This window comes from Sphingobium fontiphilum (assembly GCF_014196635.1).
Lineage (GTDB): Bacteria > Pseudomonadota > Alphaproteobacteria > Sphingomonadales > Sphingomonadaceae > Sphingobium > Sphingobium fontiphilum.
In genome coordinates, this window is record NZ_JACIEB010000002.1 from 468,694 (window position 1) to 483,278 (window position 14,585).

General features: G+C 66.3%; 13 protein-coding genes. 9 read left to right on the forward strand and 4 right to left on the reverse strand.

From position 1 onward, the window contains the following. The first annotated feature begins 111 nt into the window (after nt 1-111). Genes ispH through rnhA form a run of 3 tightly spaced genes read left to right on the forward strand, consistent with a single transcriptional unit; the run spans nt 112 to nt 2,507 of the window. Nucleotides 112-1,074, forward strand: coding sequence for a 4-hydroxy-3-methylbut-2-enyl diphosphate reductase (gene ispH / locus GGR44_RS06590; RefSeq protein ID WP_183954701.1), 963 nt, complete (start codon nt 112-114; stop codon nt 1,072-1,074). Nucleotides 1,075-1,077: 3 nt separating this feature from the next. Then, a complete protein-coding gene (gene thrB / locus GGR44_RS06595) occupies nt 1,078-2,067 on the forward strand; it encodes a homoserine kinase (RefSeq protein ID WP_183954702.1) in 990 nt (329 codons plus the stop codon). Beyond that, a complete protein-coding gene (gene rnhA / locus GGR44_RS06600) occupies nt 2,064-2,507 on the forward strand; it encodes a ribonuclease HI (RefSeq protein ID WP_183954704.1) in 444 nt (147 codons plus the stop codon). Before thrB ends, rnhA begins: the two co-directional genes overlap by 4 nt. A gap of 10 nt (nt 2,508-2,517) precedes the next feature. Here rnhA and GGR44_RS06605 read toward each other — a convergent pair whose 3' ends face one another. The 4 genes from GGR44_RS06605 to GGR44_RS06620 form a co-directional block, all read right to left on the reverse strand. Beyond that, nucleotides 2,518-2,919 carry a MerC domain-containing protein gene (locus GGR44_RS06605; protein ID WP_246344332.1) on the reverse strand — a complete coding sequence of 134 codons (402 nt, stop codon included), beginning with the start codon at nt 2,917-2,919 and terminating at the stop codon, nt 2,518-2,520. Between the two features lie 99 nt (nt 2,920-3,018). Next, nucleotides 3,019-4,005 (reverse strand): threonine ammonia-lyase, encoded by a 987-nt coding sequence (locus tag GGR44_RS06610; protein ID WP_183954708.1) that lies wholly within the window; start codon nt 4,003-4,005, stop codon nt 3,019-3,021. Between the two features lie 113 nt (nt 4,006-4,118). Then, nucleotides 4,119-5,291, reverse strand: a complete 1,173-nt coding sequence (locus GGR44_RS06615; protein WP_183954710.1) for a pyridoxal phosphate-dependent aminotransferase — start codon at nt 5,289-5,291, stop codon at nt 4,119-4,121. A 117-nt stretch (nt 5,292-5,408) separates the two neighbouring features. Further along, the gene (locus tag GGR44_RS06620; protein WP_183954712.1) at nt 5,409-6,566 is read right to left on the reverse strand and encodes a pyridoxal phosphate-dependent aminotransferase; all 1,158 of its coding nucleotides are present in this window, start codon (nt 6,564-6,566) and stop codon (nt 5,409-5,411) included. 194 nt (nt 6,567-6,760) lie between these two features. Here GGR44_RS06620 and ptsP point away from each other — a divergent pair, with 194 nt between their 5' ends. The 6 genes from ptsP to ftsH all read left to right on the forward strand — a co-directional run bounded on the left by ptsP (nt 6,761) and on the right by ftsH (nt 14,430). After that, nucleotides 6,761-9,034 carry a phosphoenolpyruvate--protein phosphotransferase gene (gene ptsP / locus GGR44_RS06625; RefSeq protein WP_183954714.1) on the forward strand — a complete coding sequence of 758 codons (2,274 nt, stop codon included), beginning with the start codon at nt 6,761-6,763 and terminating at the stop codon, nt 9,032-9,034. Between the two features lie 80 nt (nt 9,035-9,114). Continuing rightward, on the forward strand, nt 9,115-10,122 hold the full coding sequence (locus GGR44_RS06630; protein WP_183954716.1) for a helix-turn-helix domain-containing protein: 1,008 nt from the start codon (nt 9,115-9,117) through the stop codon (nt 10,120-10,122). 75 nt (nt 10,123-10,197) lie between these two features. Beyond that, complete coding sequence (locus GGR44_RS06635) at nt 10,198-11,157, forward strand: tetratricopeptide repeat protein (protein WP_183954717.1); 960 nt, start codon at nt 10,198-10,200, stop codon at nt 11,155-11,157. A gap of 46 nt (nt 11,158-11,203) precedes the next feature. Beyond that, nucleotides 11,204-12,109 (forward strand): tRNA lysidine(34) synthetase TilS, encoded by a 906-nt coding sequence (tilS, locus tag GGR44_RS06640; protein WP_183954873.1) that lies wholly within the window; start codon nt 11,204-11,206, stop codon nt 12,107-12,109. A gap of 120 nt (nt 12,110-12,229) precedes the next feature. After that, entirely contained in the window at nt 12,230-12,418 is a 189-nt protein-coding gene (locus GGR44_RS06645; protein WP_183954719.1) for a hypothetical protein, read from the forward strand. Nucleotides 12,419-12,486: 68 nt separating this feature from the next. After that, nucleotides 12,487-14,430 (forward strand): ATP-dependent zinc metalloprotease FtsH, encoded by a 1,944-nt coding sequence (gene ftsH, locus GGR44_RS06650; protein ID WP_183954721.1) that lies wholly within the window; start codon nt 12,487-12,489, stop codon nt 14,428-14,430. The last annotated feature ends 155 nt before the right edge of the window (nt 14,431-14,585 follow it).

A 14,585-nucleotide genomic window follows, 5' to 3' on the forward strand; every position in this document is an offset into this window, starting at 1 on the left:
GAACAGGCGATGGGCCTCATTATCCGGCATGTGCCCCCCGCGCAACCGAAAGCAGGACCGGCTGTGAAGCGCCCCTTTCATCATGCGCGCCTTTCGCCTAAGTGCCCGGACATGACCGCCGACGCCCCCGCCGCCCGCCCGCCCCTGAAGCTGCTGATCGCCGCGCCGCGCGGCTTTTGCGCCGGGGTCGACCGCGCCATCGTCATCGTCGAAAAGGCGATCGAAAAATATGGCGCGCCTGTCTATGTCCGCCATGAAATCGTCCACAATAGATATGTGGTCGACAATCTGAAGGCGCAGGGCGCGGTGTTCGTCGAGGAACTGGACCAGGTGCCAGACGGGATGCCGGTCGTCTTTTCCGCCCATGGCGTGCCCAAGACCGTGCCCGCCGACGCGCAGGCGCGCGACCTGCCCTTTCTCGACGCCACCTGCCCGCTGGTCAGCAAGGTGCACCGCCAGGCGGAGCGGCAGGTGGAGGCCGGTCGCCATATCCTGTTCATCGGCCATCGCGGCCATCCCGAAGTGATCGGCACATTCGGCCAGGTGCCCGAAGGGGCGATGACGCTGATCGAGACGGAGGCGGACGCGGAGAATTTCGCGCCGCAGGACACCGACAATCTGGCTTTCCTGACGCAAACGACCCTGTCGGTCGACGATACCGCCGCCATCGTCGCCATCCTTGAACGGCGTTTCCCCACCATCGCCGCGCCCAAGGGCGAGGATATCTGTTACGCCACATCCAACCGGCAGGCGGCGGTGAAGGCCATCGCCGGGCGGTGCGACGCGATGCTGGTGATCGGCGCGCCCAACAGTTCCAACTCGCTGCGACTGGTCGAGGTGGCCGAACGCGCGGGCATCCCCGCCCGGCTGATCCAGCGCGCGCAGGACATCGATTTCGACTGGCTGGGCGGCGCGCAGACGGTCGGCATCACCGCCGGGGCATCCGCGCCCGAAATTTTGGTGCGCGAGGTGGTCGACCATCTCGGCACACGATTCGCGATCACCGAGGAACAGGTTGAAACCGCGCGGGAAACCGTCGCGTTCAAGCTGCCGCGCGGGCTGGAGGCGGCATAAGCCATGGCCGTCTATACCCATGTTCCAGCCGAGGAGATTGACGCCTTCCTCACCCGCTACGACGCCGGCCGGCTGGTGTCAGCCAAGGGCATCGCCGAAGGGGTGGAGAACAGCAATTACCTGCTCGAAACCACGGGAGCGGATGGCGCAGGTCAGTCTGGAAGCCATCGCTACATCCTCACCCTTTATGAAAAGCGGGTGGACGAAGCCGACCTGCCCTTCTTCATGGACCTGCTCGACCATCTGGGCGCGCGCGGCTGCCTGGTTCCCCGCTTCATCGCGGATCGCGAGGGCAACAGGCTGCAACAGCTCGGCGGACGCCCGGCCTGCCTGATCGAATTTCTGACCGGCATTTCCGTCACCGAACCGACACCCGATCAGGCGCGCGCGGCGGGCGCGGCCCTGGGCGAACTACACAAGGCGGCAGAGGGCTTTGCGGGCAAGCGGCGCAACGCGCTCGACCTTGCCGGATGGCATGATCTGGCGGCGAAATGCGGCGATGATTTCGATGTGATCGCGCCGGGCCTGAAAGCCCGCGTCGCGCAGGAACTGAGCTACCTCGATGTCCATTGGCCCGGCGACCTTGCTCGTTCGGTCATCCATGCCGACCTTTTCCCCGACAATGTGCTGATGCTGGGGGATGCGGTGACGGGGCTGATCGACTTTTATTTCAGTTGCACCGACATCCGCGCCTATGACCTTGCCGTCACCCACAGCGCCTGGTGCTTCAGCAATGACGGCGCGACCTTCTTTGCGGATCGCGCGGCAGCGATGGGCGCGGGCTATGCCGCGACGCACGGCCTGACCGACGCCGAACGCGCCGCCTTCCCGATATTGTGCCGGGGGGCGGCGCTGCGGTTCCTGCTGACGCGCGCCTATGACTGGATCAACACGCCCGCCGACGCGCTGGTCACGCGCAAGGATCCGCTTGCCTTCCAGCGGCGGCTGGATTTTTACGCCAGCGCCGATCCGGCGGTGCTGCTCGGCGCATGAGCGATCTTCCTCAGGTCGACATCTTCACCGACGGCGCGTGCAAGGGCAATCCCGGCCCCGGCGGCTGGGGCGCTGTGCTGCGCTTTGGCGACAAGGAACGCGAGCTGTCAGGCGGCGAGGCGGACACGACCAACAACCGGATGGAGATGATGGCCGCGATCGAGGCGCTCAACGCCCTCAAGCGCCCCTGCGTCGTGCGCCTGCACACCGACAGCAAATATGTGCTGGACGGCATCACCAAATGGGTTTTCGGCTGGCAGAAAAAGGGCTGGCGCACGGCCGACAACAAGCCGGTGAAGAATGTCGAGCTATGGCAGGCGCTGGTCAAGGCGGCGGCGCGCCATCAGCTTAGCTGGATCTGGGTCAAGGGCCATGCCGGGCACCCGGAAAATGAGCGCGCCGACGCGCTGGCCTGCGCCGCGGCGGAGGCGATGCGCTGACGGCTTTGCCTCAGCGCGCCGAAGCCGGGCAGGCCCGCCGCCGATAGCGCCAGTTGCCCAGATGCGCGGCCGCCAGCATCAGGCCACCCGCCAACGTCGCCGCCGTTTCAGCCAGCCCCTCCTCACCCAGCGCCAGCCCAGCCGCCATGCACGACAGGCCCAGCACGCCCGCCGCCAACGGCACAGGCCGACCATGCCGACGCCATCCCGACAACAGGGCAAAGGCGCTGGTCGGCGCCGCCAGCGCCAGCACGATGGCATGGAAATGCGGGCCTGGATCAATCCTCGCGGTCAGCGCAGGCAGCAGCCCAAGCAATACCGGCAGGAGCAGACAATGGACCATGCAGGCAAAGGATGCGCAGACCGCTAAACCATCCAGCCCGTCGTCCAGACGGTTCTTCAACAAACGCATATCCATACCGAGCCTTCAACATCCAATCGCGCGGCGCATATGATATAGTATATCATTTGTTGCAAGGCCCGGCCGCGTCTTTTCATGCGCGGCCTGCGGTCAATCCGTCCCTTGCAGGATCGCCGCATAGGGCGCGGCATCAACATTCGCCCCCGACAGGACGATGGCGATGGGCGCATCCGAGCGCGGGGCAAGGTCTTGGAGCAGCGCCGCCAGCGCCACCGCGCCGCCCGGCTCCACCACCAGCTTCAACGTCTCGAACGCATAGCGCATGGCCGCGCGCACCTGTGCGTCGGTGACGGCCAGCCCGCCCGTCAGCAGGGCGTGATTGATGGGAAAAGTCAGTTCCCCCGGCATCGGCGCCAGCAAGGCGTCGCAGATGCTGCGCGCGTCGGGCGTAACCGCCTCGCGCCGCCCGCTCGCCAGCGACCGGGCGGTATCGTCAAAACCTGCGGGTTCCACGGCGTAGATCGCCACATCGGGCATCGCTTCACACACCGCCGTCGCAACCCCGGCGATCAGGCCGCCTCCGCCGCAACAGACGAGGATGGCGAACAGAGCCGCCCCGGCTTCCGCCGCCTGCTCCATGATCTCCAGGCCCACCGTCCCCTGCCCCGCCATCACCAGCGGATCGTCAAAGGACGGCACGAGCGTCGCCCCGCGCTCCGTCGCCAGCGCGGTCGCGATCGCCTCGCGGCTCTCCGTAAAGCGGTCATAGAACAGGATTTCCGCGCCCAGCGCGCGCGTGCCCGCCACCTTGATCTCGGGCGCATCGGCGGGCATCACGATGGTGGCGGGCATGTCCAACATCCGCGCCGCATTCGCCACGCCCAGCGCATGATTGCCCGATGACCAGGCGACCACCCCCGCCGCCCGCCGTTCCGGCGCGATCCGGGCAAGCCGGTTATAGGCGCCGCGAAACTTGAACGCGCCGCCATGTTGCGCCCCTTCGAACTTGATGAGCACGCGCCGGCCCATACGCGCATTGAGCGCCGCATTTTCGAGCAGAGGCGTGCGCACGGCGACGCCGCGCAGCAGGTCGGCGGCGTCGCGGACATCGCGGGCGGAAATGGCGAAATTGGTCATGGGCGTCGGGTTAAGCCAGTCGAGCGGGACAGAAAAGGGCCGGTCGACGCGAAAAGGGCGCCCGGTTCGCGCCGGACGCCCTTAGCTGACATATTATCCAGGAAGTGCGCGCGTCAGACCTTCATCACGGTTGCGACGGCGGACCGGAACTTGGCCATGTCGGCGGCCGAACCCACGGTCACGCGCGAAACATTGGGCCAGATCGGCCAGTTGCGGCCGATCTGCACCTTTTCGGGCGTCGTCAGCATCGCGGCCTGCACTTCCTTGGCGGGCTTCTTCCAGTTGACCATGAACATGTTGGCATGGCTGCCCGGCTGCACCTCAATGCCTTTGCTCGTCAGCCAAGCGATGGTTTCCTCCCGGTTGGCGGTCATTTCGGCGCGACGCGCCTTGATCAGGTCGGCTTCGGTGTAAACCGCATTGCCACAGGCCATGGCGGTGATCGACAGGCCGCCCGCGGTGGGGCCGAACAGATTGAGGCGCTTGTGCACTTCGGGATCGGCGAAGGTCAGACCCAGGCGAATACCGGCCATGCCAAACAGCTTGGAGAAGGTCCGCATGACGATAATGTCCTTGCGGGCGCCGATCAGGCTGGCGGCGCTGGGCGCTTCCGAGAAGTGGATATAGGCTTCGTCGACCAGCAGCATGGCGTCGGCCGGCTTGTTGTCGAGCAGCCACTGGATGTCGGCCAGCGGGGTGATCGTGCCGGTCGGGTTGTTGGGCGTGCAGATATAATAGAGCCCGGCATTGGGGTTGGCGGCCAGCATCGCCTTCACGTCATGGCCCTTGCCAATGGCCTGCGGAGCCTTGGCGATGGGGGCCTTGATGAAATCGGCGGTGCGCCAGGCCGATTCGAACGTCGGGTCGGCGGTCACCAGGCCCTTGGTCGGCGAGCAGAAAGCCGCGACCGAGCTGACCAGCGGGCCGCCCGAGCCGGGCCACACCATGACGTGCGATTCGGGAATGCCCTCGACAGCGGCGACGGTCTTGACCAGTTCGCCGCGATAATTGTCGGGATCATACCAGTTGCCGAAGGTGCCGGCTTCGGCGATCGCGCCGATGCCCGACGGGAAGGGGCCGGTCCAGCATTCGTTGGCGCCGATGCGCACGGCGCCCTTGATGCCGCGGCCAGCCTGCTGCTGGGCGAAGGCGGGCGCGAGCAGCATCTGGTGCGCGGCGGCGCCCGCGCCGATCAGCGCGGCGACCCGGCCCAACTGGCGCCGCGAATAGCCGCGCTCCATCAGGTCTTCCTTGGCGTCCTTTTCCAGTTCCAGCATCATGGTCATGTCGTCCGTCCCTTCAGCATCAGCTTTGGATGTTTTCATTCCCCAAAGACGAAGCGGCGGCGCATTTCCACAATGCGCCGCCGCCCAGAATGTTAAAATTTTGGACGAGAAGGCCGGTCAGAGCTTCAGCACCTTCGCCACCGCGTTGCGGAAGGCGACCATATCGGTCGCCGACCCCACGGTCACGCGCGAGACATTGGGCCAGATCGGCCAGCTGCGGCCGATCTGCACATTCTCCGCCATGATCGCGGCCTGCATGTCCTTGGCGGGCTTGCCCCAATCGACCATGAACATGTTGGCGTGGCTGCCAGGCAACGCCTTGACGCCCTTCTTGTTCAGCCAGTCAACGGTTTCGTTGCGGTTGGCGGTCATTTCCGCGCGGCGCGCCCTGATCAGGTCGGCCTGCGTCACAGACACCATGCCGCAGGCGACAGCCGTCATCGGCAACATGCCGGTCACCTGACCGCCGTCATAGCGCATCATCTTGTCAGTGAGCGCCGGGCTGGCGATGGTGAGGCCGAGGCGCATGCCGGCCATGCCGAACAGCTTGGAGAAGGTGCGCAACACGATCACATCGTCGCGCGCGGCGGCCAGCGACGCCGCGTTCGGGCCGTCATACCAGTGGATATAGGCTTCATCGACCAGCAGGATCGCGTCCTTGGGCTTGTTGTCGGCCAGCCACTGAATGTCGGCCAGCGGCGTCATCGTGCCGGTCGGGTTGTTGGGCGAACAGACATAATAGACGCCCGCATTGGGGTCGGCCGCCAGCATCGCCTTCACGTCATGGCTGAAATCGGGCTTCAGCGGCGCCTTCGTCACCTTGGCGCCGATCCAGGCGCCGGTGCGCCAGATCGCTTCATAGGTGGGATCGGCGGTCACGATGCCGCGCGTGGGCGACGCGAAGGTGACGGGCACGCGGCTCAGCGGATCGCTGGACCCGGGCCAGGCCAGAATGCGGTCGACCGGCACGCCTTCCACGCTGGCGACGGCGTTCAGCAGCGTCGCATGCTCATTGGTCGGCTCATACCAGTTGCCCTCGGTCACGCGCTTCATGGCGGCTTCGGCGGCGACGGGGAACGGGCCGGTCCAGCATTCATTGGCGCCGATGCGCACCGCGCCCTCCACGGCCTTGGCCGCCTGTTGCGCGGTCGCTTCCGAAAAGCGCGCCAGGGCGACGCCCGCGCCCAGCATGGCGGCCACCTTGCCGATCTGGCGACGGGAATAGCCCCGGTCCATCAGATCCTGTTCGCATTCCTTCGACAACGCCTGGGTCATAAACTCATCCTCCGCTCTCGCGAGTCCTAGGGTTTCACAGTCCAGCAACGAAGCAACCATGTTTTTCCGCAGCCGCAAAGCAGGCCAGTTACGCGATATTGGCCTGCTTTTGCGCTTTGCCGCAAAGCCTGACTTGCCGCTCTGCAAAACGAAAGCGCATGGCAAGCGGCGAAATGATCTGATAGCCCATTATCATGCCCAGTTCGCCCGTCACCGCCGCCCGCCAGATTTTGATCCGCCTGCAGGAAGTGATGGCGGCGCGCACCGGCGCGCAGGCCAAGCTGAACAAGGTGGTGGAGATCATCGGGCAATCGCTGTCGAGCGAGGTCTGCTCCATCTATCTGGTGCGCGAAGGGGTGCTGGAACTGTTCGCCACGCGCGGCCTCAGCCAGGAGGCGGTGCATGTCACCCGCATGGCCATGGGCGAAGGGCTGGTCGGCCTGATCGCCACCAATGTCGAGGCGCTGAACCTGGACGAGGCGGCCAGCCACCCCGACTTTTCCTATCGTCCTGAAACCGGCGAAGACCGTTTCCACAGTTTCGCCGGGGTGCCGATCGTGCGGCGCGAACGGGCGATCGGCGTGCTGTGCGTCCAGCATGTCGAGCCGCGCAAATATGAAGATGTGGAGATCGAGGCGCTCCAGACGGTGGCGATGGTGCTGTCCGAACTGATCGCCAACGCCGAACTGGCCGATGACGGTCCGCTCGACACGCGGGTGCAGGATACCGGCGCCAATGTGATGACCGGCCTGCAACTGGTGCTCGGCATGGCGCGCGGTCACGCCGTTTTTCACCAGCCGCGCATCCACATCGAACATACGGTGGCGGAAGATACCGAGGCCGAACGCCAGCGCGTCCTGACCGCCTTTGCGCGGATGCGCGAACAGATCGACAGGATGACCGGCCAGGCCGAATTCGGCACCGAGGGCGAGCATCAGGAGGTTCTCCAGACCTACAAGATGTTCGCCTATGACGAGGGCTGGAGCCGCCGCATCAACGAGGCGATCGACAGCGGCCTGACCGCCGAGGCGGCGATCGAGCGCGTGCAGCAGCACACCAGAATGCGGATGCGCCAGATCGACGACCCGCTGTTGCAGGACCGGATGCACGATCTGGAGGATCTGGCCAACCGGCTGCTGCGCATCGTGTCGGGGCAACTGGGCACGGCGGCGCAACTGGGCCTGCGGCAGGACGCGATCCTCATCGCGCGCAATCTTGGCCCCGCCGAACTGCTGGAATATGATCGGCGGCGCTTGAAGGGCGTGATCCTGGAGGAAGGATCGCTGACCGCGCATGTCACCATCGTTGCGCGCGCCATGGGCGTGCCGGTGCTGGGCCGCGTGCGCGACATTCGCCACCGGGTGAACGAAGGCGACCTCATCCTGATGGACGTCGCCGCCAATACGCTCATCATTCGCCCGTCCGCCGACATGGACGAGGCTTTCGAGAGCAAGCTGCACGTCACCCAGAAACGCCGGGCGGAGTTCGCCGCCATGCGCGACCTGCCGTCGGTGACCACCGATGGCCAGCGAGTCGCGCTGATGGTGAACGCTGGCCTGCGCGAGGATGCGCAGGCGCTGGACGTCGTTGGCGCAGACGGCATCGGCCTGTTTCGCACCGAATTCCAGTTCCTGGTGTCGGCCACCCTGCCCCAGCGCGAAAAGCAGCAGCGTCTCTATAAGGACGTGCTTGATGCGGCGGGCGACCGCCCCGTCATCTTCCGCACCGTCGACATCGGCGGCGACAAGGCGCTGCCCTATATGCAGCGCGAGGATGACGAGCAGGAAGACAATCCCGCCATGGGCTGGCGGGCGCTGCGGCTGGCGCTGGAACGCGACGGCCTGATGAAGGTGCAGGCCCGCGCCCTGCTGGAAGCGGCGGCGGGCAAGGTGCTGCACGTCATGTTCCCGATGATTTCCGAGCCGTGGGAATTTGACGCGGCGAGGGCGCTGGTCGAACATCAGCGCGCCTGGCTGGCCACGCACAAGAAAAAGCTGCCGGTCGCGGTCCGCTATGGCGCGATGCTGGAAGTGCCGGCCCTTGCCGAAGTGCTCGATATCCTCTTGCCGAAGCTCGATTTCCTGTCGATCGGCACCAACGACCTGACCCAGTTCCTGTTCGCCGCCGATCGCGCGCATCCCAAGCTCGCCGAACGCTATGACTGGCTGTCGATCGCCATATTGCGCTTCATCAACCGGGTCGTCCTGGCCTGCGACGCGCACAATGTGCCCGTGGGCGTCTGCGGCGAAATGGGCGGGCGCACGCTGGAGGCGATGGCGCTCATCGGGCTTGGCATCCGTCGCCTGTCGATCACCCCGGCGTCGGTCGGACCGGTCAAGGCGATGATCCGCTCGATCGACGCCGCCGCGCTGCAGCAGGATTTGCGCCAATGGCTGGCCGATGGCGCCACCGATATTCGCGCCCGCCTGACTTCATGGGCAAAGCTGCGCGAAATAGAGATAAACTGACCGCGACATTCCCCCGAGCGGCGTTGACAATGCGGCGCACAGGATGAGAGAAGGCGGCGCCTGAAAAGTCGCGGAGCAGCATGACAGACGAAACCCCCATCGAAGGCGGCATCCCTGCCGCCATGCAAGGATCGTTGGATATGGACAGCCCCGGCGCGACCCTGCGCCGCGCCCGCGAAGCAAAGGGCATGAGCCTGGCGGAGGTGGCGGCCAGCACACGCGTCGCCCAGCGTCAACTGGAAGCGATCGAGGCGGATGATTTTTCCGCCCTGCCCGGCATCCCCTACGCCATCGGCTTCGCCCGCGCCTATGCCCGCGCCGTCGGGGCCGACGAAGTGGCGATCGCCGCCAAGGTGCGTCAGGCCGTGCATGCGTCCGACATGGGCGCCAATCGCTATGAAATGTTCGAACCGGCCGATCCGGCGCGCGTGCCCACGCGCTTGCTCGCCTGGACGGCGGCCATCGTCGCGCTGATCGTGGCGGCCGGTTTCGGCATCTGGCGGACGCAGATGTTCACCGCACCGACGGCGCAGGAAGCAGCGCAGGACATCGGCGTTGAGCCGAACGCGCCGGCGCAGCGGACGGCCGCCTCCGCCCCTGCTCCTGCTACAGCGGGTCCGGTAGTGCTGACCGCCAGTCAGGACGTATGGCTGCGCATTTATGACGATGCGGGCGAGCGGCTGAAGGAAGGAACGATGAAGGCGGGCGATACCTTCACCATTCCCGCCAACGCCAGCAACCCGATGATTCTGACCGGGCGGCCGCAGGCGCTGGCCGTGACTGTCGGCGGCGTCGCCGTGCCGCCGCTCGGCCCGCCCGACCGAAGCATTTCCGACGTCCCCGTCAGCGCCGCCGCATTGCTGGCGCGCGCCGCCCAAGCGCCTGCGCAGGCGACGCCCCCGGCCGTGACGCCCGCGCCCGTTCGTCGGACACCCGCACCCAGCCGCCCGCGAACGGTTGCGCAGGAGCCTTCAGAATCCACCGCCCCGGCATCGACCCCGGCCGCCGCACCCACCACGCCGCCAGCAACGACACCGGCCCCGGCGCCCGCCGCGCCGGAGGGCGGATTGGCGTCGCCGGGCAATTGAACCAAATCGACCGCTTTACCGCGGCGATTTAGCGCCTATGGTTAAAGGCCAGACACATATAGTCGGGGATCTACCATGCGTTACCCTTCGCTCGCGCTATCTTGCAAGCTGACCACGTCGGCCGCGATACTCGCCCTCTCGGCTCCGGTTCTGGCCCAGACGGTGGATGTCCGGGTCGACCGGCTGGAGAGGGAAATGCGCGCGGTGCAGCGCAAGGTTTTTCCGGCGGGCGCGCCGATCGAGGCGGAAATCACCCGCCCCGCGACGCCTGCGCCTTCATCTGGCACACCCGCATCGACGCCCGTTTCCGACCTGATGGCGCGGGTCACCGCGCTGGAATCGCAACTGGCCGCGCTGACCGGCGCGACCGAGGAAAACGCCTACAAACTCAAACAGCTTGAGGAAGGCTTCAACCGCTACAAGGCGGAGATCGAACCGCGCCTGCTGGCGGCCGATCCCCCGCCCGCCCCGGCGGCGACGCCCGCGCCCTTCACCCCAGCGCCGACGCCAGCCCCGGCCCCGGCAAAGCCCGCCGCCGCCAAGCCGGCGCCAGCCAAGCCAGCGCCAGTCCCGACGCCCGCCGCCGCCGCGCCCTCCGACGCGCGCAAGACCGCCGTCGCCGCCATCGAACGCCCCGATACCGGCGACGCTGCTGCCGACGCCTATACTTATGGCTTTCGCCTGTGGGATGCGAAATTCTATCCCGAGGCCCAGGCCCAGTTGAAGGCGACGGTCGACAAATATGGCGACAGCTCTGTCGCCAGCCGCGCCAATAATCTGCTCGGCCGCGCCTATCTCGACGATGGCAAGCCCGCGCTGGCCTCCGTCGCATTCTACGAAAATTACCAGAAGCGCCCGCGCGGCGATCGCGCCGCCGACAGCCTGACCTATCTGGGCGAAGCGCTGATCCAGTTGAAAAAGCCCGCCGACGCCTGCAAGGTCTATGCGGAACTTGAGCAGGTCTATGGCGAGGGTCTGTCGTCCACCCTGCGCGGCATGATGGAAAAGGGCCGCGTGCGCGCCAAGTGCAGTTGATCCGGTGAGCGATCCCGCCGGGGTCGATCCCGCCTTCCGCGCCGCCATGGCGCGTATGGTCGGCGATGATCCCGCCATGCGCCTGGGCATCGCCGTTTCGGGCGGCCCCGACAGCATGGCCCTGCTCGATCTGGCAGCGCGCGCTTTCCCCGGCCGGGTGATGGCGGCGACGGTCGACCATGGCCTGCGCGCAGAAAGCGCCGGTGAAGCAGCGATGGTCGCCCGCTGGTGCGCGACGCAGGGCGTGTCGCATGAAACGCTGCATCCCGCGTCGCCGCCCGATGGAAACATCCAGAACTGGGCACGGTCGGCGCGCTATGCCGCGCTGAACGACTGGCGCATCCGCCATGGCGTCGACTGGCTGCTGACCGCCCATCATGCCGACGACCAGATCGAAACCATGTTGATGCGACTGAACCGGGGCGCGGGGCTTTCCGGGCTGGCGGGCATCCGGCCGCGCAACGGCGCCATCATCCGCCCGCTGCTCGACTGTCGCAAGGGCGACCTGCTGGACTATGTGGTGGTGCGCGCGATGCCCTTCGCCACCGATCCCGGCAATGCTGACCCCCGGTTCGACCGGGCGGCGTTGCGCGCCCGGCTGGCGCAGGCGGACTGGCTCGATCCGCGCGCCGCAGCCCGCTCCGCCGCCGCGCTTTCCGAATGCGAAGCAGCGCTCGACTGGGTCGTCGCCGATCTTGCCGCGCGCCACGTCAGCGGGCAAGGCGACGCCATCCGGCTCGACCGCACCGACCTGCCGCGCGAACTGCTGCGGCGGCTGCTGCTGCACATGCTGCATCGTGCCGACCCGTCCGCCGCCCCGCCCCGGGGCGACACCGTCGATCGCCTGATCGCTTCGGCGCTGGCGGGCGGCAGGGGCAGCATCGGGGACTGGCTGCTCGCGGGCGACCAGCATGGCTGGACTTTGTCGCCCGCCCCGGCCCGACGGACCTGATTAAAGGCGACGACGCGCCGCATGTGCCGACCGCCTGACCTTGTTCCCCAGCCCCGGTGACTGGGCGTTAACCATGAATCGGTTAGCATCCGGTCCAACATCCCTCATGGAAAGACCGGCATGTTCGAATTTGCGGCTGTGACCTGTGGCTTTGCGATCTCGATCGTGTTGTCGGTGCTGACCCGCAATCACCGGCTGGCGCGCCCGCATCCGCCGGTGCTGCTCTATCTTGGCTATATGCTGTGCGGCCTGTGCGCGGGGACATCGCTGATCCTCGCCACCATTGCGCTGGCCATGGCGACGGGCTGAATGCGAATGGTCCGCGCCGCTTGCGCTTTGGCGGTTCTCGCCTATCTTGTGGGTTGAAAGAGAGTGCCATGAACGACGACAAGGAACCCCAGGCCAACCCCTGGATAAAAAGCGCCATGATCTGGGCGGGCGTCATCGTCGCCCTGCTTCTGTTCGTGCAATTGATCGACAACCGCGGCGCAGCGGCTGGCGGGACCGGCATCGCCTATTCCGAATTTCGCGCCAAGGTGGCCGAAGGCCAGGTGAAGGAAGTGGCCGTCGCCACCGACCGCATCACCGGCATTCTCGCCAATGGCCAGAAATTCACCACCGTCCCGGTCAACGACCCAGGCCTCGCCACCCTGCTCGACGACAATAATGTCAAATATTCCGGCCAGCCGGAAGAACAGCCGAGCTTCTGGCAGATCCTGCTCTATCAGTCGCTGCCCTTCCTGCTGATCCTGGGCATCGCCTTCTTCGTGCTGCGCCAGATGCAGAAGGGCGGCGGCGCGGGCGGCGCGATGGGCTTTGGCAAGTCCAAGGCGAAGCTGCTGACCGAAAAACATGGCAAGGTCACCTTCGACGATGTCGCGGGCATCGACGAGGCGCGTGAGGAATTGCAGGAAATCGTCGAATTCCTGAAAGATCCCAGCAAGTTCGCGCGCCTGGGCGGCAAAATCCCCAAGGGCGCGTTGCTGGTCGGCGCGCCCGGCACCGGCAAGACGCTGCTCGCCCGCGCCATCGCCGGGGAAGCGGGCGTGCCCTTCTTCACCATTTCAGGTTCCGACTTTGTAGAAATGTTCGTCGGCGTCGGCGCCAGCCGCGTGCGCGACATGTTCGAACAGGCCAAGAAGAATGCGCCCTGCATCGTCTTCATCGACGAAATCGACGCCGTCGGCCGTCATCGCGGCGCGGGCCTGGGCAATGGCAATGACGAGCGCGAACAGACGCTGAACCAGCTTCTGGTCGAAATGGATGGCTTTGAATCCAATGAAGGCATCATCATCGTCGCAGCGACCAACCGCCCCGACGTGCTTGACCCCGCACTGCTGCGCCCCGGCCGTTTCGACCGGCAGGTTCAGGTGCCGCGCCCCGACATCGAAGGGCGCGAGAAAATCCTCGCCGTCCATATGAAGAAGGTGCCGCTGGCCCCCGACGTCAATCCGCGCACCATCGCGCGCGGCACGCCGGGCTTTTCGGGCGCCGACCTTGCCAACCTCGTCAACGAAGCGGCGCTGCTGGCCGCCCGGCGCGGCAAGCGGCTCGTCGCCGCGCAGGAGTTCGACGACGCCCGCGACAAGGTGCTGATGGGTGCGGAACGCCGCTCCATGGTGATGACCGAGGACGAAAAGAAAATGACCGCCTATCATGAGGCGGGCCATGCCCTGGTCTTCGCCCATGAACCCACGGCCGATCCGATCCACAAGGCGACGATCATCCCGCGCGGCTTTGCGCTGGGCATGGTGCAGCCGTTGCCCGAACGCGACACCTACAGCTATCATCGCGACAAGATGCACGCCGACATCGCCGTGGCCTTTGGCGGCCGCGTCGCCGAGGAAATGATCTTCGGTTATGACAAGGTCAGTTCGGGCGCGTCCAACGACATCATGCAGGCGACCCGCCTCGCCCGCGCCATGGTCACCAAATGGGGCCTGTCCGACAAGCTCGGGCCGCTCGATTTCTCCGAAAGCGAGGACAGCTTCACCGGCTATTCGGTGCAGCGTTCCAAGCCTATGTCGGATGAAACCGCGCGTCTGATCGACAGCGAAGTGAGGGCGTTCGTCGAACGCGGCCTCGCCCGCGCCCGCCAAATCCTGTCCGATCATGTCGACCAGTTGCACCTCATCGCGCAGGCGCTGCTCGAATATGAAACATTGTCGGGCGAGGATATTCGCAAGCTGATCGCGGGCGAGGACATTGCCCGCCCGGACAAGGATGATAAGCGGCCCTTCACACCCGCCGCCGGTTCCTCCATCCCCAAGGTCGGGAAGCGCAAGGGGCCTTTTGGCGACGCTGCGCCCGCCGGGGCCTGAAGCCTCCAGCCCATGAAATCGTGTCGGCGGGCGCCCAGTCCAGGGCCGCCCGCCGAAGCTGTTCTGGGGCATGCCATCCCGCGCGATCGCCTGCCGCGCGGCTTGTCGAACGCCCCGCAATTAAGACTGGCAATCTGTTTCCGCCGCACCTATAG

Excerpts from the sequence above, each read along its gene's own strand:
- ispH (WP_183954701.1), top strand. The coding sequence starts at position 112 with ATGACCGCCGACGCCCCCGCCGCCCGCCCGCCCCTGAAGCTGCTGATC.
- thrB (WP_183954702.1), top strand. The coding sequence starts at position 1,078 with ATGGCCGTCTATACCCATGTTCCAGCCGAGGAGATTGACGCCTTCCTC.
- rnhA (WP_183954704.1), top strand. The coding sequence starts at position 2,064 with ATGAGCGATCTTCCTCAGGTCGACATCTTCACCGACGGCGCGTGCAAG.
- GGR44_RS06605 (WP_246344332.1), bottom strand. The coding sequence starts at position 2,919 with ATGCGTTTGTTGAAGAACCGTCTGGACGACGGGCTGGATGGTTTAGCG.
- GGR44_RS06610 (WP_183954708.1), bottom strand. The coding sequence starts at position 4,005 with ATGACCAATTTCGCCATTTCCGCCCGCGATGTCCGCGACGCCGCCGAC.
- GGR44_RS06615 (WP_183954710.1), bottom strand. The coding sequence starts at position 5,291 with ATGACCATGATGCTGGAACTGGAAAAGGACGCCAAGGAAGACCTGATG.
- GGR44_RS06620 (WP_183954712.1), bottom strand. The coding sequence starts at position 6,566 with ATGACCCAGGCGTTGTCGAAGGAATGCGAACAGGATCTGATGGACCGG.
- ptsP (WP_183954714.1), top strand. The coding sequence starts at position 6,761 with ATGCCCAGTTCGCCCGTCACCGCCGCCCGCCAGATTTTGATCCGCCTG.
- GGR44_RS06630 (WP_183954716.1), top strand. The coding sequence starts at position 9,115 with ATGACAGACGAAACCCCCATCGAAGGCGGCATCCCTGCCGCCATGCAA.
- GGR44_RS06635 (WP_183954717.1), top strand. The coding sequence starts at position 10,198 with ATGCGTTACCCTTCGCTCGCGCTATCTTGCAAGCTGACCACGTCGGCC.
- tilS (WP_183954873.1), top strand. The coding sequence starts at position 11,204 with ATGGCGCGTATGGTCGGCGATGATCCCGCCATGCGCCTGGGCATCGCC.
- GGR44_RS06645 (WP_183954719.1), top strand. The coding sequence starts at position 12,230 with ATGTTCGAATTTGCGGCTGTGACCTGTGGCTTTGCGATCTCGATCGTG.
- ftsH (WP_183954721.1), top strand. The coding sequence starts at position 12,487 with ATGAACGACGACAAGGAACCCCAGGCCAACCCCTGGATAAAAAGCGCC.